General features: G+C 67.8%; 23 protein-coding genes. 4 read left to right on the top strand and 19 right to left on the bottom strand.

The annotated features are described in order from the left end of the window. Nucleotides 1–147: 147 nt before the first annotated feature. Entirely contained in the window at nt 148–909 is a 762-nt protein-coding gene (locus J7D54_RS08975) for a DeoR/GlpR family DNA-binding transcription regulator (RefSeq protein WP_182763578.1), read from the top strand. Between the two features lie 4 nt (nt 910–913). Here J7D54_RS08975 and J7D54_RS08980 read toward each other — a convergent pair whose 3' ends face one another. The 19 genes from J7D54_RS08980 to J7D54_RS09070 form a co-directional block, all read right to left on the bottom strand. Continuing rightward, the gene (locus J7D54_RS08980; RefSeq protein WP_245243933.1) at nt 914–1,189 is read right to left on the bottom strand and encodes a helix-turn-helix domain-containing protein; all 276 of its coding nucleotides are present in this window, start codon (nt 1,187–1,189) and stop codon (nt 914–916) included. A 104-nt stretch (nt 1,190–1,293) separates the two neighbouring features. Next, nucleotides 1,294–1,773 carry a CinA family protein gene (locus J7D54_RS08985; protein WP_182763579.1) on the bottom strand — a complete coding sequence of 160 codons (480 nt, stop codon included), beginning with the start codon at nt 1,771–1,773 and terminating at the stop codon, nt 1,294–1,296. A gap of 18 nt (nt 1,774–1,791) precedes the next feature. Continuing rightward, nucleotides 1,792–2,409: a CDP-diacylglycerol--glycerol-3-phosphate 3-phosphatidyltransferase gene (gene pgsA / locus J7D54_RS08990; RefSeq protein WP_245243935.1), complete on the bottom strand. Its 618-nt coding sequence runs from the start codon at nt 2,407–2,409 to the stop codon at nt 1,792–1,794. Further along, entirely contained in the window at nt 2,406–3,791 is a 1,386-nt protein-coding gene (rimO, locus tag J7D54_RS08995) for a 30S ribosomal protein S12 methylthiotransferase RimO (RefSeq protein ID WP_182763580.1), read from the bottom strand. The genes pgsA and rimO overlap by 4 nt, the downstream gene beginning before the upstream one ends. A 21-nt stretch (nt 3,792–3,812) precedes the next feature. Then, the gene (locus J7D54_RS09000; protein WP_182763692.1) at nt 3,813–6,104 is read right to left on the bottom strand and encodes a DNA translocase FtsK; all 2,292 of its coding nucleotides are present in this window, start codon (nt 6,102–6,104) and stop codon (nt 3,813–3,815) included. A gap of 340 nt (nt 6,105–6,444) precedes the next feature. Next, a complete protein-coding gene (locus J7D54_RS09005) occupies nt 6,445–7,368 on the bottom strand; it encodes a thiamine-phosphate kinase (protein ID WP_182763581.1) in 924 nt (307 codons plus the stop codon). Further along, nucleotides 7,365–8,477: a D-alanine--D-alanine ligase family protein gene (locus tag J7D54_RS09010; RefSeq protein WP_182763582.1), complete on the bottom strand. Its 1,113-nt coding sequence runs from the start codon at nt 8,475–8,477 to the stop codon at nt 7,365–7,367. The genes J7D54_RS09005 and J7D54_RS09010 overlap by 4 nt, the downstream gene beginning before the upstream one ends. Nucleotides 8,478–8,485: 8 nt before the next feature. Beyond that, entirely contained in the window at nt 8,486–9,289 is an 804-nt protein-coding gene (locus J7D54_RS09015; RefSeq protein WP_182763583.1) for a 1-acyl-sn-glycerol-3-phosphate acyltransferase, read from the bottom strand. Nucleotides 9,290–9,382: 93 nt separating this feature from the next. Further along, nucleotides 9,383–10,270: an EamA family transporter RarD gene (gene rarD, locus J7D54_RS09020; RefSeq protein ID WP_182763584.1), complete on the bottom strand. Its 888-nt coding sequence runs from the start codon at nt 10,268–10,270 to the stop codon at nt 9,383–9,385. A gap of 64 nt (nt 10,271–10,334) precedes the next feature. After that, nucleotides 10,335–11,165: an alpha/beta fold hydrolase gene (locus tag J7D54_RS09025; protein WP_182763585.1), complete on the bottom strand. Its 831-nt coding sequence runs from the start codon at nt 11,163–11,165 to the stop codon at nt 10,335–10,337. Nucleotides 11,166–11,232: 67 nt separating this feature from the next. After that, nucleotides 11,233–11,727, bottom strand: a complete 495-nt coding sequence (locus tag J7D54_RS09030; protein WP_182763586.1) for a bifunctional nuclease family protein — start codon at nt 11,725–11,727, stop codon at nt 11,233–11,235. Nucleotides 11,728–11,785: 58 nt separating this feature from the next. Further along, nucleotides 11,786–12,175, bottom strand: coding sequence for a metal-sulfur cluster assembly factor (locus J7D54_RS09035; RefSeq protein WP_182763587.1), 390 nt, complete (start codon nt 12,173–12,175; stop codon nt 11,786–11,788). A gap of 26 nt (nt 12,176–12,201) precedes the next feature. Further along, complete coding sequence (gene sufU / locus J7D54_RS09040; protein WP_182763588.1) at nt 12,202–12,636, bottom strand: Fe-S cluster assembly sulfur transfer protein SufU; 435 nt, start codon at nt 12,634–12,636, stop codon at nt 12,202–12,204. Nucleotides 12,637–12,639: 3 nt separating this feature from the next. Further along, nucleotides 12,640–13,884: a cysteine desulfurase gene (locus J7D54_RS09045; protein WP_370585848.1), complete on the bottom strand. Its 1,245-nt coding sequence runs from the start codon at nt 13,882–13,884 to the stop codon at nt 12,640–12,642. Next, a complete protein-coding gene (gene sufC / locus J7D54_RS09050) occupies nt 13,881–14,645 on the bottom strand; it encodes a Fe-S cluster assembly ATPase SufC (RefSeq protein WP_182763589.1) in 765 nt (254 codons plus the stop codon). Before sufC ends, J7D54_RS09045 begins: the two co-directional genes overlap by 4 nt. Before the next feature lie 57 nt (nt 14,646–14,702). After that, a complete protein-coding gene (locus tag J7D54_RS09055) occupies nt 14,703–15,032 on the bottom strand; it encodes a non-heme iron oxygenase ferredoxin subunit (RefSeq protein WP_182763590.1) in 330 nt (109 codons plus the stop codon). Further along, the gene (sufD, locus tag J7D54_RS09060; protein WP_245243936.1) at nt 15,029–16,210 is read right to left on the bottom strand and encodes a Fe-S cluster assembly protein SufD; all 1,182 of its coding nucleotides are present in this window, start codon (nt 16,208–16,210) and stop codon (nt 15,029–15,031) included. The genes J7D54_RS09055 and sufD overlap by 4 nt, the downstream gene beginning before the upstream one ends. 44 nt (nt 16,211–16,254) lie before the next feature. Further along, nucleotides 16,255–17,697, bottom strand: coding sequence for a Fe-S cluster assembly protein SufB (gene sufB, locus J7D54_RS09065; protein WP_182763592.1), 1,443 nt, complete (start codon nt 17,695–17,697; stop codon nt 16,255–16,257). A gap of 14 nt (nt 17,698–17,711) precedes the next feature. Continuing rightward, entirely contained in the window at nt 17,712–18,383 is a 672-nt protein-coding gene (locus J7D54_RS09070) for a metalloregulator ArsR/SmtB family transcription factor (protein WP_182763694.1), read from the bottom strand. 164 nt (nt 18,384–18,547) lie between these two features. Here J7D54_RS09070 and J7D54_RS09075 point away from each other — a divergent pair, with 164 nt between their 5' ends. From J7D54_RS09075 to J7D54_RS09085, 3 genes are read left to right on the top strand one after another with little or no spacing between them, the layout of a single operon-like run. Then, a complete protein-coding gene (locus tag J7D54_RS09075) occupies nt 18,548–19,258 on the top strand; it encodes an ABC transporter ATP-binding protein (RefSeq protein WP_370585849.1) in 711 nt (236 codons plus the stop codon). After that, on the top strand, nt 19,255–20,016 hold the full coding sequence (locus J7D54_RS09080; protein WP_182763593.1) for an ABC transporter permease: 762 nt from the start codon (nt 19,255–19,257) through the stop codon (nt 20,014–20,016). Before J7D54_RS09075 ends, J7D54_RS09080 begins: the two co-directional genes overlap by 4 nt. After that, a complete protein-coding gene (locus J7D54_RS09085; protein ID WP_245243938.1) occupies nt 20,004–20,891 on the top strand; it encodes a heme A synthase in 888 nt (295 codons plus the stop codon). The genes J7D54_RS09080 and J7D54_RS09085 overlap by 13 nt, the downstream gene beginning before the upstream one ends. Nucleotides 20,892–20,920: the final 29 nt, after the last annotated feature.

Consider the following 20,920-nt stretch of genomic DNA (forward strand, 5'->3'; position numbering starts at 1 on the left):
CAAAACTGGGCCCCCTGCGCACTCGAAGTGAGCAAGGGCTAGAATCTCGCTCAACACTTGTGCGTATGTTGCACAGGCCACTTCGGCGCAAAGGAGTCCCCACGGATGAATGCACCCGGCACGCCCTCCCATAAGCGATCGGACCGGATGGTCGCGCTCTTGGCACTCCTGACGGAGCAGGGCCAGTTGCCACTGTCCTATCTGGCGGACCAACTGGGGGCGTCGGCCGCAACGATCCGTCGCGATGTGGCACTCCTGGCGACACAGGGCCTCCTCGAGCGGACCCATGGCGGAGCGCGCCCCATGAAGGGCAACAGGGAACTTCCGGTGCGGTTGCGCGACGGCCGGAACCATGACGCCAAGCGCCGGATCGCCCGGACGGTGGCCGGCATCATCCCCGTCGGCAAGCACGCCATCGGCCTGACAGGCGGAACCACAACAGCCGAGGTACTCCGCGCCCTCAGGCACCGCGACGACCTGACGATCATCACGAACTCACTGAGCATCGGCCTCGAGGCGGCGGAGCAGGGCCAGGCCCGCGTCCTGATCGCCGGGGGCGTGCTGCGCTCGAGCTCGCTGGAACTGGTCGGTTCGCTGGCTGAATCAACCATGAAGCTGGTCAACGTCGGCACAGCGGTGGTGGGCGCCGACGGCGTCAGCGCCACCGGGGGCCTGACGACGCACGATGAGATCGAGGCCCGCACCAACCTGGCCATGATCGAACGGGCCCAGCGCGTCATCGTCGCGATCGACTCGACGAAGATCGGTCACACCACCCTGGCCAAGGTGGCGGACATCAAGGACATCCACGTGCTTGTGACAGACGCCGGGGCCCCGGAGGCTGAACTTCAGCGGATCCGGGACGCCGGCGTCGAGGTGCACGTTGTGGAGGGGCCGCGTCACCACTGACGGGTCAGGCGGCGACCGCCACCCGGGGCATGCGCTGGGCCTCGAGGGTGGCGAGCTTGCCACTGATGGAAATCATCAGATCTGACAGGGACACATCGAGCGCGGATGCGATGGCGAAGAGCACTTCGCTGGAGGCTTCCTTGTGACCGCGCTCAATCTCCGAGAGGTAGCCGAGCGAAACCATGCTGGCCATGGAGACCTCTCGCAGGGTCATGCCGGCGCGCATCCGGAGTTCCCGGAGTGTCTCGCCCATCACCTTACGAATCAGAATCGTCTTCACGGCTGTTTCCTATCTGACCACGGGCCGAGTGCCCGCTGTCGATACGTCCAACCGTGAAGGTGGGCGGTTTGTTCCCGATCAGCGAAAAGTTTCTCCTGGTTTCTCTAGAGAACCCTCAGCAGCATCTCGAACGCGTGCTCCGTGGCCGCACGTCGGACGGCCTCCCGGTCGCCGTCGAAGGTACGAAGTTCGGTGTACTGCGGCGGGGACGACATGCCCACCCGTGGGCCCACCACGGCGAACCAGACGGTGCCGACCTTGACGCCGTCCGTCTCCGTGGGGCCGGCGACCCCGGTGGTGGCGACGGCCCAATCCGAGTCGCAGCGGCGTTGCGCACCGAGCGCCATCTGCAGAGCGGTCAGTTCGTTGACCACGCCCTCGCGCTCGATCAACTGCTCATCGACGCCGGCCAGGCGGTGCTTCAGGTCCCGCGCATAGGTGATCAGCCCGCCCCGGTACGCCTGGGAGGCCCCGGGCACTGACGTCAGTTCGGCCCCGATGCCGCCACCGGTCACCGATTCACACGTGGCCAGGGTGACCGAGCGGTGGGTGAGCTTCTTGATCAGTTCGGCGGCCAGCGTCATGCCCGCAAGGCTACCTGCTCACGCCTGCTGGGCGCGGCCCTTCCGGCGGATGACCCAGGCGTGGCGCAGGTAGTCGAAGCCGGTGACGACGGTGAGGAGGAGCGCCGCAATCATCAGCACCCAGCCGAGGACGGCGACCGGACCGGGAAGCATCTCCAAACCGAGGCTGAAGATGATCAGCGCGAACGTCTGGGTGAGCGTCTTGAGTTTCCCGCCCTTGTTCGCGGCCATGATGCCGTACTTGGCGATGGCCGCGCGCACCCAGGTGATGCCCCATTCACGCACGAGGATGATGATGGTGAAGTACCACGGCAACTCGCCCAGGATGCTCAGCGAGACGAACGCCGCTCCTGTCAGCGCCTTGTCCGCCACCGGGTCCCAGAGCTTGCCGAAGTCTGTCACCAGGTTGTACTTGCGGGCGATGTGCCCGTCGGCCAGGTCCGTGAGCATCGCCACGACGAACACGATGGTGGCCCAGAGCCGCCACGTGAAGTCCTGGGGACCGATGAAGAGGAAGGCCACGTACACCGGCACCAGGAGGATCCGGATGACCGTGAGAATGTTCGGGATGTTCCAGTTGCTGGCCGCCCCGTCCGACGCCGCACGGCGGGGCCGGCCGCTCACGCTCTCACTCACAGTGCCTCCGCAATCAGATCGATGCCCTCAGAGTCCACGACCCGGGCGGTCACGAGGCTACCGACGGGTGCCTCACGGTCCAAAGTCACCGCACCGTCCGTCTCAGGTGCCTGGTGTTCGGCCCGGCCGGTTGTGTCGCCGTCCTCGTTGCTCTCGACCAGCACGACGACGGTGTCACCGATGCGGTCGGCCGCGCGGGCCTCGGCAACATCCACCGCCAGATCGGCGAGCATGGCGCGCCGTTCCTCGATGACGTCGTCAGGAAGGTGGTCCGGCAGCGACACGCCCTCGGTCCCCTCCTCGTCGGAGTAGCCGAAGACGCCCAGCACGTCGAGTTGGGCGGCGATGATGAAGTCGCGCAGCGTCTGCACGTCCTCGTCGGTCTCGCCGGGGAAGCCGGCGATGACGTTGCTGCGGATGCCCGCCTCTGGGGCGATCGCGCGGATCCGGCCGATGAGGTCCAGGAAGCTGTCGGGGTCACCGAAGCGGCGCATGCGGCGCAGCACGGTGCGCGACGCGTGTTGGAAGCTCAGGTCGAAGTAGGGCACCACTTTGTCGATGCTCAGCATCGACTCGACGAAGCCAGGGCGGATCTCGGCGGGCTGAAGGTAGCTGACGCGGATCCAGTCGAGGCCGTCGAGCTGCGAGAGCCTGTCGAGCAACTGCTCGAGCCGCACGTCGGCGCTCATGTCCTTGCCGTAGCTGGAGGTGTTCTCGGAGACCAGGAAGAGTTCCTTGGCCCCCTCCTGCACCAGCCAGCGGGCCTCCGCCTCGAGTTCGTCGATGGGCCGGGAGAGGTAGGACCCGCGGAAGGCGGGAATAGCGCAGAAGGCGCAGCGTCGGTCACAGCCGGAGGCGATCTTCAGCGACGCGCTGGGGCCGCCCATCAAGCGCCGGCGGGCGCCGGGCAACCAGACGTGGCCCGGCACGGCGACCTCGGGTGCTGCCGCAGGGCGGGCAGACGGGGTGAGCGGGAGCAGCCTGCGCCGGTCGCGGGGCACGTGCGAGATGGCCTGTTCGCCGTCGAGGATGCCCCGCAGCCGCTCCGCGATGTCGGCGTAGGCGTCGAAGCCCAGGACGGCGTCCGCCTCGGGCAGCTCAGCGGCCAACTCGACGCCGTAGCGCTCCGCCATGCAGCCCACCGCGACGACAGACTTGACCGTGCCGCCGTCCTTGAGGTCTGCGGCGGCGAGCAGCGTGTCGATCGAGTCCTTCTTCGCCTGGGCCACGAAGCCGCAGGTGTTGACCACCACCGTCTCCGCCGCCTCCGGATCGTCGACGAGGGTGAACCCGCCGTGTTCGAGGCGGGCGGCAAGTTCCTCGGAGTCGACGTCGTTGCGGGCGCAGCCGAGGGAGGCGATGTGGACCGAGTGGGTAGTCATGGTGGGCCTAGTATCCCACCATCAGCCGGCGGCGAGGTTGGCGAGGACCTCGTCCAGGTCGTCGGGCTTGACCAGCACCTCGCGGGCCTTGGAACCTTCGGACGGTCCCACCACGCCCCTGCTCTCCAGGATGTCCATCAGGCGGCCGGCCTTCGCGAAGCCGACGCGGAGCTTGCGTTGCAGCATCGACGTGGAGCCGAGCTGCAGTTCGACCACCAGGCGGCAGGCGTCGAGGACGAGGTCCAGGTCGTCGCCGATGTCGTCGACGACCTTCTTGTCGCTCCCCGCCGCGACCGCGACGTCCTCGCGGTAGTTGGGCTGGAGCTGCTGGCTGATGAAGGCCACGACGTCGCGGATCTCGGACTCGTTGACCCAGGCACCCTGGACGCGGATGGGCTTGGAGGAGCCCATGGGCAGGAAGAGCCCGTCGCCCTTGCCGACGAGTTTTTCGGCGCCGGGCTGGTCGAGGATGACGCGGGAGTCCGTCATCGACGACGTGGCGAACGCGAGCCTGGAGGGCACGTTGGCCTTGATCAGGCCGGTCACGACGTCTGTGGACGGGCGCTGTGTTGCCAACACCAGGTGGATGCCTGCGGCGCGGGCCAGCTGGGTGATGCGCACGACGGAGTCTTCCACGTCGCGCGGGGCCACCATCATGAGGTCGGCGAGCTCGTCGACCACCACCAGGAGGTACGGGTAGGGCGTGAGCTTGCGCTCCGAACCGTCGGGGACCTTCACCTGCCCGGCGCGGACGGCCTTGTTGAAGTCGTCGACGTGGCGGAACCCGAAGGCGGCAAGGTCGTCGTAGCGCATGTCCATCTCGCGCACCACCCAGGCGAGCGCCTCGGCGGCCTTCTTCGGGCTGGTGATGATGGGGGTGACCAGGTGCGGGATGCCCTCGTACTGGTTGAGTTCCACGCGCTTGGGGTCGACCAGGAGCAGGCGAACCTCGTCCGGCGTGGCGCGCATCATCACCGAGGTGATCAGCGAGTTGATGAAGCTGGACTTGCCGGAGCCGGTGGCGCCCGCCACCAGAAGGTGGGGCATCTTCGCCATGTTGGCGACCACGAACCCGCCCTCGACGTCCTTGCCGAGCCCGACCGTCATGGGGTGGTGGTCGTTCTTGGCGCGGTTGGAGCGCAGGACGTCGCCGAGCGAGACGACCTCCTTGTCCAGGTTGGGGATCTCGATGCCGATGGCGGACTTGCCGGGGATGGGCGTGAGGATGCGGATCTCGTTGGAGCCGACCGCGTAGGCGATGTTGTCAGCCAGGCCGGTGACCTTGCTGACCTTGATCGCGGAACCCAGCTCGACCTCGTACCGGGTGACCGTGGGGCCGCGGGTGTAGCCGGTGACCCGGGCGTCGATCTCGAACTCGCGCAGCACGGCACCCAGTTGACGCACCACCTTGTCGGACGCCTCCGTGCGCGCCTTGGGCTTGGAGCCCGGCGCGAGCGTCTGGTCGTCCGGGAGCTGGTACATGACGTCGCCGCTCAGCTGGAGTTGCTCGGCCGGGCCGGGGGGCGTGGAATGCTGCGGCGGCTCCGGTTCGCGGGCCTCGGCGTTCTTCGGACGGCCCGGCACCTGCCGGGGTTCCGCCGGCACGGCCGGGACCGGGTCAGGCTCGGCGTAGGAGTCGCCGAGATAGTCGAAGACCTCGGCATCGTAGGAATCCTCGACCTCGGGATCCTCGACCGGGTCGTCGATGAGGGGGCTGTCGTAGGGCACGGCCACGCCGAGCTTGAGCTTGTCCTTCGGCGTGGGGTCGCCGTCGTGTTCGACGAGCGCGCCGAAGAGACGCGAGACGCCGGCGCCCAGTTCGCGGATGGGGCGGCCGATGACCAGCAGCGCTCCGAGCAGCGTCATGACGATGAGCAGCGGCACGGACGCCCAGACCGTGAGCAGGTCCGAGGGGATGGAGGAGGAGACGTAGCCGAGCACGCCGCCGGCCGCGCGGACCGCCTGCATGCCGTCGGTGTTGGGGCGCGGCAGTCCTGCCCCGATGTGCACGAGGCCGAGCGAACCGAGCGTGATGAGGAACCAACCCAGGCCGGTGCGGGGGGCGGCGTCGACGTCGTGCGGGTGCCGCAGGACGCGCCACGCGCCATAGAGCAGCACCGCGGGGACGACCACCGACAGCGAGCCGAAGACGGTACTGACGCCCGTCTGGAGCCACTGGCCGACTGGGCCGTCGAGGTAGAACCAGAAGCGGGCGGCCACCGCGGCGCCGAGCGTGAGGAGCACCAGCCCCCAGCCGTCGCGGCGGAGCTCGGGGGCCACGTCGTCGGAATTGCCCCCGACGCTGCGGGCCATCCAGCCGACGCTGCCCGCGATACCGCGGAAGATCGCGGCGATGCCCCTGCCGATCCCGCCGACGATGGTCACACCGATGCCCGGGCCCTGCTGCTGCGGCTTCGCGGGAGCGGCCTTGCTGGCTGCCGGCCTGCGGGTTTTCGCCGTCGAGGTGGTGGCCCGGGACCGTGTGGAGCCCGAGCTGGAGGTACGTTGCTTGGCACCACCGGAAGAAGACGCGCGCGCCTTGGTGGTGCTTCGCGAAGGGGAAGATCCGCGAGTCGCCATGGTCGTCACCCTAGCTGACGAGGCGGACGTCGCCGTCATCCCACTCCCACGCGCGGCGGGTTTCCCGCCGGTTTCAGCCGAAGTGGTCCCAGCCCATGGAGCCCTCGTACGGCTCGCCGTCGACGGTGATCCCGGTGCCGGCGCTGACCTCGCCGACGCGTACCCAACCCTCTGGAAGGGTCGTACCGAACGGGAAGGTCGCCGCGAGCGCATGATCCTCTCCCCCTGCCAGGATCATGCCGAGGGCGGGCTTGCCGGTGGCGGCGGCCACGCGGGCCACCGGGTCCGGGATGCTCAGCAGACCGGTCACGACGTCGATCGAGACCCCGGAGCCTTCCGAGATGTGCCCGAGGTCTGCGAGCAGCCCGTCGGAGATGTCGATCATGGCGGTGGCCCCCGCCTCAGCGGCGACCCTGCCCTGGCCGTACGGGACGTGGGGTGTCTGGTGCTCCAGGACGGCGTCCTTCGGGGACCCGAAACCGCGCTGCAACGCGATCAGGCCCGCCGCGGAGAGGCCGAGGTTGCCGCGGACGGCGACGATGTCGCCCGGCTGGGCGCCGTTACGGGTGACGGGAGCGCGGCCCATGGTGTCGCCGATCGCCGTGACACAGGCGACGATGTGCTCAGAGCTGGACATGTCACCGCCGATGAGGCTCACCCCGGCGGTGCGGCACTCGGCACGCACGCCTGCCTCGAAGTCGTCGACCCACTTGGGGTCGAGGTCCTTCGGGAACGCGAGGGCCACCACGATGGCCGACGGGCGGCAGCCCATGGCCTCGAGATCCGAGACGTTGACCGCCACGGATTTGCGCCCGACGGCGTGCGCCGGACTCCACTGCTGCTTGAAGTGGACGTTCTCGATGAGGATGTCGGTGCAGACGACGGTGTCGCCCTGGAGGGAGACGACGGCGGCGTCGTCGCCGACGGACAGTTCGACGTCGGAGTTGACCTCGAGGCCCTGGGTGACGCGGGCGATGAGTTCGAATTCGCCGATCATCGCAGCCCCACCGGCCGGGACATCGCCAGGCTGATGAGTTGGTCCACGAGTTCGGGGTACGTCATCCCGCTCTCCTGCCACAGTGTGGGGTACATGGAGATCTCGGTGAAACCGGGCATCGTGTTGACCTCATTGATCCAGGCGCCGTCATCCGTGACGAAGAAATCGGCGCGGACCAGGCCCTCGGCGTCGACGGCGTGGTAGGCCCGCACGGCGAGGGCGCGAAGCCGGGCGGCGAGGTCGTCGTCGAGCTGGGCGGGGGCGTCGAGAGCGGCGCCGTCCTCGTCGAAGTACTTAGCCTCGTAGTCGTAGAAGCCGTCCTCGGCCTGCACGCGGATCTCGCCGACCACGGAGGTGCGGCAGCCGTCCGTGCCGTCGGGGTCGCCGAGGACCGCGACCTCGAGTTCGCGTGCGCCGACGAAGCCCTGCTCCACGACGATCTTCGGATCCCACTTCTGGGCCTCGGCGATGGCGTCGTCGAGCTCGGCGGGATCCGTGATGCGGACGATGCCGATGGAGGAACCACCGCGGGCCGGCTTGATGAACAGGGGGTACTCGAGGCGGTTGATCTCCTCGAGCACGGCCGCTCTGTCGTGGGTGAGGCGGTGGGCGGAGGCGACGACGTAGGGCCACACGGGCAGCCCTGCAGCCTCGAAGGCCACCTTCATGAAGTGCTTGTCCATGCCGACGGCCGAGGCCGTGACGCCTGAACCGACGTAGCGGATCCCCATCATCTCGAACATGCCCTGGAGCGTGCCGTCCTCGCCGAAGGGACCGTGCAGGAGCGCGAAGGCGACATCGATGCGGTGGATGTCGACGAGCTTCTCACCGGACCGGGTGGCGACCTCACAGCCGTCCTCCCCCACCATCCACACCGCGTCGTGCTGCGGCTCGGCGACCTGGGGCGCCTGGCCGTCGACGATGCGATAGGCCTCGATGACCTCGAGCGGCACCTGGGTCCAGCGCCCGGTGCGGGAAATGCCGATGCCGTGGACGTCGTAGCGCCCCTTGTCGATGGCCTTCAGTACCGAGGCGGCCGTCAGGCACGAAATGCCGTGCTCCGACGACTGGCCGCCGAAGATCAGTGCGACCCGGGTGCGTTCACTCACATGTCCTCCTAGTGCGTCGAGGAGTCTACGCGTCTTCCCGCTCGCATGTCCCAACGCCCCTCGGGCGGCTCCTCGCCTCGCAGGTCCGCGACCATCGCGGTCAGCACGTCCAGGAAGTGGTCCGTGACCTGGTCGAGGAGTTCCTTCGGGGCCTCCCCGCCGTCGGGGTTCTGAGCGGCGAAGGCGCTGAGATCAAGGGGTGTACCGGCCTGGATGTGCACGTCCCGGCGACCACCGAAGAGTTTCCTCCATTCGAGGTGTTTGCGACCGAGGATCTGGTCCGCCCCGACCTGGGCGACGGGCATCACGGTGACCCCTGTCTCCAGGGCGAGTTGAGCGGCTCCGCGGCGCCCGGTCATCGGCCACCCGTCGGGGTCCGCGGTGATGGTGCCCTCCGGGTAGATGATCACGCACTTGCCGCGCTCGAGCGCGCGGCGCGCATGGATGAGGGAGTCGCGGGCCTGTTCCGTGTTCCGGTACACGGGGATCTGCTCACACTTGCGGGCGATCCAGCCCAGCACGGGTACCTTCCAGATCTCGGACTTGCCGAGGAAACGGGGCCAGCGGCCGCTGTAGATGAGGTACTCGCCCAACACGATGGGATCGAAGTTGGAGAGGTGGTTCGCCACCACGAGCAGGCCGCCGTCCTGGGGGACGTGGTGCTGACCCGCCCAATGTCGCCTGGCCACCAGCGGGATCACGAGCCGGACGAACCCCAGCACGAGATGCCGGTAGACCCACGGACCGTGCTCGCGGTTGACCTCGCTCAGCGGGAGCCGCCACGGTTTGCGGCGGCGCTCGAGCGTGCTCACGGCGTCACCCTGCGTGCCGGGACGGCGAGCCCGAGAAATGCGGGAGGCAACCAGCGGTGGGACATGCCGCAACTTTAGCCGTGTCGGCGACGGCTAGGGCCGCGGAGCCCTGCGACGCGTGACCACGATGGCGTCCGTGACGAACAACAGGACAGCGACCCAGATCAGGGCGAAACCCGCCCAGCGGCTGGGTGGCATCGGCTCGCCGAAGTACAGCCAGCCCAGGAGGAACTGCCCGATCGGCGCGATGTACTGAAGGATCGCGATGGTCACCATGGAGACGCGGCGCGCCGCGGCAGCGAAGAGCAGCAGCGGGATCGCCGTCACGATGCCGGTGGTGGTCAAGAGCGCGCTGTAGCCGCCGGTGGCCGTCGACTGGCCGGTGACGGCGAGATAGATGAGGAAGCCGATGGCGATGGGTGCCACGGCGCCCGTCTCGATGGCGAGGCCGGGCAGAGCGCCGACGGAGCGCCCGGCGAGCTTCTTGACCAGCGAGTAGGTGCCGAAGGAGGCGGCGAGTGTGAGGGCCGCCCACGGCACCTGGCCGTAGGCGACCACCATGACGATGACGGAGGCCAGGCCGAAGCACATTGCCGTCCACTGGAGCGGACGCAGCCGCTCGCCCAGCACCAGGATGCCGAGGCCCGCCACGGCCAGCGGGTTGATGAAGTAGCCCAGCGCCGTCTCGAGGGTGTGGCCCGTGAGCACCGCGAAGACGTAGGTGGACCAGTTGACGACGATCAACACGCCGGCGACGGCCAGCGACAGGACGGTGCGACGATCAGCGAAGGCTTTCTTCAGATGGCGCCACTGCCCGAGGACGGTCAGCAACACGGCGCAGAAGACCAGCGACCAAACTGCCCGGTGGGCCACCACCTCCAGCGCCCCTGAGCGCTCGAACAACACGAAGTAGAGCGGGAACAGGCCCCACAAACCGTAGGCGGCCAGACCATAGCCCAGCCCCTTGTTGGAGTCCGTCATCTCACCTGTCCTTCAACCGGCCGCGTGCGCATCGTCGCACGCCGCCGGCCAGGGAACCGTACCGCTAGTCCAGCGTCTCCAAGAAGTCGAGGACATCCATGTTCCATTCGCGGGCATGCGAATCGTTGAGCCCGTGCGGGCCGCCCTCGATGACCGCGAGCTGTGCCTGGGGGATGTACTGGTGCATCCGCTCGCTCGACTTGCTGATCGGCACGTTGAGGTCACCGTCGCCATGGATCACGAGGGTGGGGACGTCGATGGCGCGGCAGTCGTCGCGCAGGTCGGCCGCCCAGATCAGGATGGTCTCCACCGCGGCGTGGGGATCGGACTGCCTGGCGATCTCCAGAGCGCCCAGCCGGACGTCGTCGTCGACCTGCAGGCCACGTTCCTCGGTCGAGTAGAACCAGCCGATGAACTTCTCCAGGAAGCCGTCGCGGTCGTCGCGGCACTGGTCCGCCATCCCCCTGAAGCCCTCCATCGGCATGGCACCGTCCGGGTTGTCGTCCGTGATGCACAGCGCGGGGGTGACCGAGCCGGAGAAGATGGTGCCGGCCACCCTGTCGGAGCCGTACCTGCCCACGTAGCGGGCGACCTCTCCCCCGCCCATCGAGAAGCCGAGGAGCACGGCGCCGTGGAGGTCGAGTTCATCGAGCAGCGACTTGAGGTCGTCGGCCAGGGTGTCGTAGTCGTAGCCGTCCGCAGGCTTGTCGGATTTGCCGAAGCCACGTCGGTCGTAGGTGATGACGCGGTGACCCGCCTCTTCGAAGCGCGGAATGTTGCGGGCGAAGGCCTCCCCGGAGAGGGGCCAGCCGTGGATCAGCACCAGCGGCCGGCCTGCGCCGCCGGTGTCGGTGTAGTTGAGGGTGACGCCGTCGGCAGTGGTGACAGTGGGCATGTCTCGCCTCCTTGGGCTGTGGTGTGTCCTGCCGCCCAGGCTAGTCCGCGAACGGGTTGCCGGACGGTCAGCCGCGGAAGTCATCCGGGTCGACGGTGTCCAGGAACTCGCTGAACTGCTCGACCTGTGCCTCTTCCTCGGCCTCAGACAGTTCGCCCTCGTGGATGCCGGCCTCGCGCAGCACTTCCTCCGCGACGAAGATGGGCGCACCCACCCGCAGCGCGAGCGCGATGGAGTCCGACGGCCTGGCGTCGATCACCTTGGGACCCTCAGCCGTGCCGAGGGTGATCTCCGCATAGAAGGTTCCCGCCTCGAGCCGCGTGACCGCCACCCTGTCCACCGTGGCATCCATCGCCTCCAGGAGCCGGGACATCAGGTCGTAGGACATGGGCCGGGCCAGGACGGCTCCCTCGAGCGCGACCATGATGGCCGTGGCCTCCTGCCCACCGATCCAGATGGGCAGGAACACCTTGAGGTCTTCGCGTGGCACGCTGGGCTTCAACAGCACCACCGGAAGCCCACGAGCATCGATAGCCATACTGGTGAGGTCGACTTGGATCATGGCGGACCACCTCCGGGATCGGGGTCCCTCCCCAGTCTATCCGTGGGCGCAGAGACCGTCAGAGGTTGTAACCGATGGCCCGCAACTGCTCGCGGCCGTCCTCGGTGATCATCTCGAGCGTCCACGGCGGCAGCCACACCCAGTTGATGGCCACGGAGTTCGCCAGGCCGTCGAGCACGTACTTCGTGTCGTATTCGATCTTGTCGGTCAGCGGGCAGGTGGGCGACGTCAGCGTCATGTCGATGGTGACGTTGGCCTCGTCGTCGACCTGGGCGCCGTACACCAGGCCGAGGTCCACCACGTTGACCATCAGTTCGGGGTCGACGACGTCCTTCATGGCCTCGAGCACCTCGTCGACCGAGGGCACCGCGGTGCCGCCGGCCGGCTTCTCGATGTCGACGTCGGGCAAGGTGTCCTTCACCAGGTCGCTGGGTCGGGGTTCAGTCATATCGGGATCCTTTGTTGAAACGATGATCAGGCCGTGGCCTGGAGGGCAGCGTCGCGCATGGCCGACCAGCCGAGCAGCGCACACTTGACGCGGGCGGGGAACTTGGACACGCCCGCGAAGGCGATGGCGTCCTCGAAGACGTCCTCGTCGGGGACGATGGCGCCCTGGCTGTGCATGACCGCCAGGAACTGGTCGTGCATCTCCATCGCGTGCTCGACGGGGGTGCCGATCAGCAGGTCCGTCATGATCGACACGGACGCCTGTGAGATCGAGCAACCTTCGGCGTCGTACGAGATGTCGGTCACCTTGCCGTCGTCGATCTGCACGCGGAGCGTCAGTTCGTCGCCACAGGAGGGGTTCACGTGGTGGACCTCCGCCTGGAACGGCTCGCGCAGCCCCGCGTGGTGCTTCTCGCGGTAGTGATCGAGGATGATCGTCTGGTACAGCTCGTCGATGTTCATGTCTCAGCCCTTCAGCTTCGGGGCGAAGTAGTTGCTGGTGAAGACCAGCGCGTCAGCCAACGCGTCGATCTCCGCAGGGGTGGTGTACAGGTACGACGACGCACGTGTCGAGCTCTGGTGTCCCAGGCGCTTGTGCAACGGGCGGGCGCAGTGGTGGCCACCCCGGATGGCGACCCCGCGCGAGTCCAGCACCTGCATCACGTCGTGCGGATGCACGTTGGCGATGTTGAACGAGATGGCGCTGCCGCGATCCTCGGCGACAGTCGGGCCGAGGATCCTCAGACCCTCGATGGCCGTCAGCTTGGCGAGAGCGTACTTGGTGATCTCGTGCTCATGCTCGGCGATGGCATCCATGCCGACGCGCGTCAGGTAGTCGACGGCAGCTCCCAGACCCACGGCCTGAGCGATCGGCGGGGTGCCGGCCTCGAACCGGTGCGGCGGCGCCGCGTAGGTCGAGCGTTCCATCTCGACGATCTCGATCATCTCGCCGCCACCCAGGAACGGCGGCATGTTGGCGAGCAGCTCGTAGCGGCCCCACAGCACGCCGACGCCCGTCGGGCCGAGCATCTTGTGCGCCGTGAAGGCCAACAGGTCGGCGCCCATGGTCGACACGTCGGTGACCTGGTGCGGAACCGACTGCGAACCGTCGACCACCAGCAGCGCCCCGACGGCGTGCGCCTTCTCAGCGAGGAGCGTCACCGGGTTGTGCGTGCCCAACACGTTGCTCACGGCCGTGATCGACACGATCCTGGTGCGCTCGTTGATGAGATTGTCGCGTGCGGCGGCCTCGAGGTCGAGGCGGCCCTCCTCCGTGATGTCGAACCAGCGCAGCGTGGCGCCGGAACGCTGGCAGGCCATCTGCCAGGGCACGATGTTGGAGTGGTGCTCCATGACGGAGATGACCACCTCATCGCCGGGCTTGAGCCCGGCGCCCAGGGAGTTGGCCACCAGGTTGAGCGCCTCGGAGGCGTTCTTGGTGAAGACGATCTCCTCGCCACGGGACGCACCGATGAACCGGGCCACCTTCCCCCGCGCATTCTCGAACGCCTCGGTCGCCTCAGCACCCAGGAGGTGCATGGCGCGCGCCACGTTCGCGTTGTGCTGCAGGTAGTGCTCGGCCACGGCGTCGACCACCTGGCGCGGCTTCTGCGAGGTGTTCGCCGAGTCGAGGTAGGCCAACGGGGACTCCCCCACCCTGCGCCGCAGGATGGGGAAGTCGGCCCGGATCAGGTTGGTGTCCAGCATCAGGCGTTGGCAGCTTCCTTGATGTACTTCTCGTAGCCCTCGGCCTCGAGGTTCTCGGCCAGTTCCTTGCCCCCCTCGGCCACGATGCGGCCGTCGACGAAGACGTGCACGAACGTGGGCTCGATGTAGCGCAGGATGCGGGTGTAGTGGGTGATGAGGACGACGGCGCGGTCACCCTGCGCCGAGTACTTGTTCACGCCCTCGGAGACGATGCGCAGCGCATCGATGTCGAGGCCCGAATCGGTCTCGTCGAGGATGGCCGCCTTGGGGTTGAGCAGCTGGAGCTGGGCGATCTCGTGACGCTTCTTCTCACCGCCGGAGAAGCCCTCGTTCACGGAGCGGCCGGAGAAGGACTTGTCGAGCTGCAGCTCGGTGAGCGTCTGCTCGACCTCCTTGACCCAGGTGCGGACCTTGGGAGCCTCACCGTCGATGGCGGTCTTGGCGGTGCGGAGGAAGTTGGCGACGGACACGCCGGGCACTTCGACCGGGTACTGCATGGCGAGGAAGAGGCCGGCGCGGGCGCGCTCGTCGACCGACAGAGCGGTGAGGTCCTCACCGTCGAGGGTGACGGTGCCCTGGGTGATCGTGTACTTGGGGTGACCGGCGATGGCGTAGGCCAGCGTCGACTTGCCCGAGCCGTTGGGGCCCATGAGGGCGTGGATCTCACCGGGGTTGATGGTGAGGTTGACGCCCTTGAGGATCCGCTTCGGGCCGTCCTCGGTCTGGATGTCGACGTGTAGGTCGGAGATGACGAGGGTTGACATGGTTGCTGTTTCTCCTGAGTGAATCTATTGGGGGGTGCGGGGGCGTACCCCCGTGTGTCAGTACTGGGTGACGGTGGCATGGACGTCGATCAGGACGTCGTCGCCTTCGATGTGGCACGCGAAGACGCGCACCGGCTCCGTGGCGGGCAGGTTGAGCGGGCGGCCGGTGGCCAGGTCGAAGACCGATCCGTGCAGGTAGCACTCGATCGTGTCGTCGACGACGTCTCCCTCGGAGAGAGCCACCTTGCCGTGGCTGCACTCGTCCTCGATCGCGTAGATCTTCCCGCCGTGGCGGACGATGGCGACGGTGAGCTCATCATCCACCTCCACGGCGAAAGGGACGTCCGTCGTCAGGTCCGTGACCTTGCAGACCGCCTGGGGGCTCACTGCTCGTCGGCCTTCGTGGTGGTCGAGCCGTGCACCAGGTCGAGCTCGCGCTCGATGGTGGTGAGCAGACGCGCCTCGATCTCCGGGATGCCGACCCTGCGGATGATGTCGGCGAAGAAGCCGTGCGCCACCAGGCGACGGGCCTCCACCTCCGTGATGCCGCGGGCCATCAGGTAGAACAGCTGCTCGTCGTCGAACCGGCCGGTGGACGACGAGTGGCCGGCGCCGGCGATCTCGCCGGTCTCGATCTCCAGGTTGGGGACCGAATCAGCCTGGCAGCCGTCGGTCAGGACGAGGTTCTTGTTCGACTCGTAGGTGTCGATGCCCTCGGCGATCTTGCGGATCAGCACGTCGCCGATCCACACCGAGTGCGCGCCCTTGCCGCGCAGCGCACCGCGGTAGTCCACGTTGGACTTGGTGTGCGGCGCGTTGTGGTCCACGAAGAGCCGGTGCTGGATGTGCTGGTTCTCGTCGGCGAAGTAGAGGCCGTAGGCCTCCAGTTCCCCGCCCGGGCCGTTGTAGGTCGAGTTCTCCTGGAGCCGGACGTTACCGCCCAGGGAGGCGGTGACCGTCTTGACGTGGGCGTCGCGGCCGATGGCGACGGTGCGCTGACCGCCGTGCACCGAACCGGTGTCCCAGTCCTGCAGGGTGACGAAGTTCACTTTGGCCCCGTCGCCGACGATGACGTCGGTCTTCTCGGCGTAGTTGGCCGAGCCGACATACCGGAACACGATGGTGGCGCGGGAGTTGGCGCCGACGCTGACCACGACGTGGTCGCGGGCCTCGCCGCCGTTGCCCTGGCCGGTGAACACGATGGGCTCTGTGAGCTCCGTGTTGGCCGCGATCCGGATGTGCGTGCGGTGGATGGACTGGAAGGCAGCTAGGGCCGAGATCCGGTCCGTGGGCGCCTCGTTGGCCAGTTCCTGGGCCTGCTCAGCGGTGATCGACTCGACGGTCACGCTCTCGGGGAACTCGCCGCTCCACTCCAGCGAACCCAGGCCCTCAGCCACAGGGTTGAGGAGGGTCTTGAACCGCTTGAGCGGGGTGAACCGCCAGATCTCCTCGCGGCCGGTGGGCAGCGGGTGATCCTCGACGGCCCACGACGGGGTGGGGTGGAGGTGCGACTCGACGGTTTCGATGGCTGCGGCCACGTTGGGGGCCTCAGTGATGGTGGTCAATTCTTCTTCCTTCAAATGGTGTGGGCGGGCGGGCTGGGACGGCATCAGCCGACCGCGCCCTCCATCTGCAGCTCGATGAGGCGGTTCAGCTCGAGGGCGTATTCCATGGGCAGCTCACGCGCGATGGGCTCCACGAAGCCGCGCACGATCATCGCCATGGCCTCGATCTCACCCATGCCACGGCTCATGAGATAGAAGAGCTGGTCCTCGGAGACCTTCGACACGGTGGCCTCGTGGGCCATCGAGACGTCCTCTTCACGCACGTCGACGTAGGGGTAGGTGTCGGAACGCGAGATGGTGTCCACCAGCAGCGCGTCACACATGACCGACGACGCGGAGTGATGGGCACCCGGATCCACCTGGACGAGGCCGCGGTACGAGGAACGGCCGCCGCCACGGGCCACCGACTTCGACACGATGGAGCTCTGCGTGTTGGGCGCGCAGTGCACCATCTTGGAACCGGCGTCCTGGTGCTGGCCCTCGCCCGCGAAGGCGATCGACAGCGTCTCACCGCGGGCGTGCTCGCCCATCAGGTAGACGGCGGGGTACTTCATGGTGACCTTGGAACCGATGTTGCCGTCGATCCACTCCATCAGGGCGCCCTCTTCACAGATGGCGCGCTTGGTGACCAGGTTGTAGACGTTGGTCGACCAGTTCTGGATGGTGGTGTAGCGGCAGCGCGCGTTCTTCTTCACGATGATCTCGACGACGGCGCTGTGCAGCGAATCCGACGAGTAGATCGGGGCGGTGCAACCCTCGACGTAGTGCACGGAGGCACCCTCGTCGACGATGATCAGCGTGCGCTCGAACTGGCCCATGTTCTCCGTGTTGATGCGGAAGTAGGCCTGCAGCGGGATGGTCACCTCGACGCCCTTGGGAACGTAGATGAACGAGCCACCCGACCACACGGCGGTGTTGAGCGATGCGAACTTGTTGTCGCCGACGGGGATGACCGTGCCGAAGTACTCCTGGAAGAGCTCCGGGTGCTCCTTCAGCGCGGTGTCGGTGTCGAGGAAGATGACACCCTGGCGCTCGAGTTCCTCGTTGATCTTGTGGTAGACGACCTCGGACTCGTATTGCGCGGCGACGCCGGCGACGAGGCGGGCCTTCTCAGCCTCCGGGATACCGAGGCGGTCATAGGTGTTCTTGATGTCTTCGGGCAGGTCTTCCCAGGTCTGCGCCTGACGCTCGGTGGAGCGCACGAAGTACTTGATGTTGTCGAAGTCGATGCCGGAGAGGTCCGCGCCCCACGTGGGCATGGGCTTCTTGTCGAACAACTTGAGGCCCTTGAGGCGGAGGTCGAGCATCCACTCGGGCTCGCTCTTCAGGCCGGAGATGTTGCGGACAACGGCCTCGCTGAGGCCGCGCGCGGCGGTGGCGCCGGCGAGGTCCGAGTCGTGCCAGCCGTACTCGTACGTCGAGAGCGCCTCGAGGTGCTCGTCCTGAGTGGCTCCCAGTCCTGGTGCCTTGGGTGCGGTCTGCGTCATATCGATCGTCTCCGTCACTTTCTTTTCGGGATCTGCGGGGTGGGTAGTCGGTGGGGGACGTGCGTCGTGCACACGCCGTCGCCGTGGGCGATGGTGGCGAGCCGTTGGACATGGCTGTCCAGCAGCCGCGAGAACAGCTGGGTCTCGATCTCACAGAGGATGGGGAACTCAGCGGCCACGTGGGCGACCGGGCAGTGGTGCTGAAGGAGTTGCTCGCCCGTCCGGAGGGGGCGCGCGGAGGCGGCGTAACCGTCGAGGCCGAGCACTTCGACGAGCGCATCCAGTGGCCTCACCCCAGGGTTCTCCGCGTGCAGTTGCAGGTAGCGCTGCTCGATCTCCGCCACGCGGTCGTTGGCCAGGTCGCGCACGGCGTTGGGCCCTGCGACGGCTTGGAGGCGGCGCAGTGCGGCGATGGCCAGGTCGTCGTAGGCCTGGGTGAACTCGGCCCTGCCCGCGTCTGTCAGGACGAACACCTTCGAGGGACGCCCGCGGCCCCTCGGGCCGTAGACGCGCTCCTCGCGGGACGCGAGGGTCCCGTCGTCCAGCAGCGAGGCCAGATGGCGCCGCACGGCCGCAGGGGTGAGCGCGAGCCTGTCGGCGAGTTGCTTGGCGGTCTGCGGCCCTTCCGCCAGGATCAGGTCCACCACTCTCTGGCGGGTCGGCGTTTCGACGACTTCTGCTTGCATCACGTCCACCTCCCTGACCCAGCGCCTCGAATTAGCTTACAGATATGTTTCCAAAGTCAATCCCAATCTCGTTCGGGATTCAAGCAAGGCTTGCCTAACCATCCAGATGATGAGACAGCCGGTCGCAAAGGCCGGTCGGGGCGCCCTGGCCGCTCTCCTATAGGCTGTCGGACGTGTCCGTCCTGACCGCCCGCGAGCTCCGCCTGTCCTTCGGTGAGAAACAGGCCCTCGCCGGGCTCTCCCTGAACGCCGAGGCCGGCAGGATCACTGCCCTGCTCGGCCCCAACGGCGCAGGCAAAACAAGCTTCATCCGCTGTTGCACCGGCCTGGCGGTCCCGGACGGGGGCACGCTGTCGCTGTTCGGCGGCGCGCCCGGCTCCGCCGAGGTGCTGCCCCGCATCGGCCTCATGCCGCAGACCACCGGAGCCTGGTCCGGCATCACGGCGGCCCGGCTGCTGACCTACCTGGCGCGCCTGTACGCAAACCCGCAGCCGGTTGACCCGTTGATGGCACTGCTCGGGATCGATGACTACGCGACCACGCCGTACCGTCGGCTGTCCGGAGGCCAACAGCAGGCGGTCAACCTGGCCGGCGCCCTCGTGGGCAGGCCGGATCTCGTGTTCCTGGACGAACCGTCCGCTGGGCTGGACCCGCGGAGTCGCCGTTCCATCTGGGACCTCCTCGCCCGCATCCGCGCCGACGGCGTGGGCATCCTGCTCACCACGCACGACATGCACGAGGCGGAAGCCCTGGCGGACCACGTCTTCATCGTCGACCGCGGCCGGGTCGCCGCCGAAGGCACCGTGGCGGAGCTGACTGTGAACGGCTCCCTCGAGGACGCGTTCCTGACCCACACGACCGGAGACCTGGCATGACCGCCCTGAACTTCGCGCCCGACGCCGGCGCCGCTCCGTTCGGAGCCCGGGTGTGGGCGCAGGCCACCACCGAGGCGAGCCTCATCCTCCGCAACGGGGAGCAGGCCATCCTCGCCATCGTCATCCCGGTCACCGTGCTCATCGGTAGCCGGATCTTCGGGGCCGCGCTGGGCCTGGAACTCCAGCAGATGGCCCCCTCGGTCATCGGCCTGGTGATCTGGAGCTCCTGCCTCACCACGCTCGCCATCGCCACCGGCTTCGAGCGTCGCTACAACGTCCTTGAGCGCATCGCCGCCACGCCCCTGGGCAAACCCGGCATCCTGCTGGGCAAGGGCCTCGGCATCACACTGATCACGGTGGGCCAGATCGCCGTCCTGGCGGTGATCGCGCTCGCCGTGGGCTGGCGCCCGTCGTTCACCGTCGCGTCGTTCCTGCTGACAGGGCTGGTCGCCTTCCTGTCGATGGGCGCGTTCACGGGGCTGGCGCTCGCCATCTCCGGCGCACTGCGCCCGGAGGCGACGCTGGCCGTCGCCAACCTGCTCTACCTGGTGGGCATGCCGTTGGGCATCCTGCTGCCGTTGGACCGCTTCCCCGAATGGGCCGCCACCGCCATCGCGTTCCTTCCCACCGGCGCTCTAGGGGAGGCCCTGCGACACGGCTCCCAAGGCGTGGTTCCGGGCTGGCCGCTGTTGGTGGCAGCTCTCTGGTGCGCGGCCACCCTGCTGCTGGCACGAAAGGTGTTCACGTGGACCTCGTGAAGAAGCTGTTCGACGGCGACCGCGCGCTGCGCACCTGGTTGTGGATCTCGCTGGTCTGCAACATGGGCATCATCGTCACCGGCGCAGTGGTGCGCCTGACCGCCTCCGGGCTGGGCTGCTCCGAGTGGCCCCGGTGCACACCGGACACCTGGACGAACACCCCTGAGGCCGGCATCCACGGCTTCATCGAGTTCGGCAACCGATTGCTCACGTTCGTGCTCGCCGCCGCTGCGCTCGGCGCGTTCATCGCCGCCTGGCGCAACCGCGGCCGCCTGAGCCGTCTGTGGTGGTTGACGCTCGGGGTGGGCATCGGCATCCCTTTCCAGGGCGTCATCGGAGGCTTCACGGTGTGGAGCGGCCTCAACCCCTTCGTCGTGGCCCTCCATCTGCTGCTGTCCGTGCTGCTGATCGTCCTCTGTGTGTGGGCGCTCACGCTCGGCTACCGGGTCCACCCCACTCCCCTCGCCCCGGGAGCCAGGTGGCTGGTGGTCGTGACGTTCACCGCCACCATGGCGTCGATCTGGCTCGGCACGGTCGTGACGGGCTCCGGCCCGCACGCCGGCGACTCCACGGCCCCGCGCACGGGGTTCGACCTCGAGTTCGTCTCGCGCCTCCATGCGCTGTCGGCCTGGCTCGTCGTCGGCCTGGCCATCGTGTGTCTGGCGGTGTTCACCCGCTCCCGCCTGGAGCAGCCACGCAAGAGCGCCCGCCTGCTGTTGGTCACCGTGGCGCTGCAGGGTGTCATCGGCTACGTCCAGTACTTCTTCGGCCTGCCCATCGGCGTCGTCGCTTTGCACATGGTGGGCCTCACCCTGCTGACCGTCGCTGCCTCTTGGCTGTTGTTCTCCACCCGCTCAGGGCATCCGGCCGCCTAGCGCGCGGGGAGGCGCCTAGGCTGTAGGCC

The organism is Tessaracoccus sp. MC1865, from assembly GCF_017815535.1.
Classification (GTDB): Bacteria; Actinomycetota; Actinomycetes; order Propionibacteriales; family Propionibacteriaceae; genus Arachnia.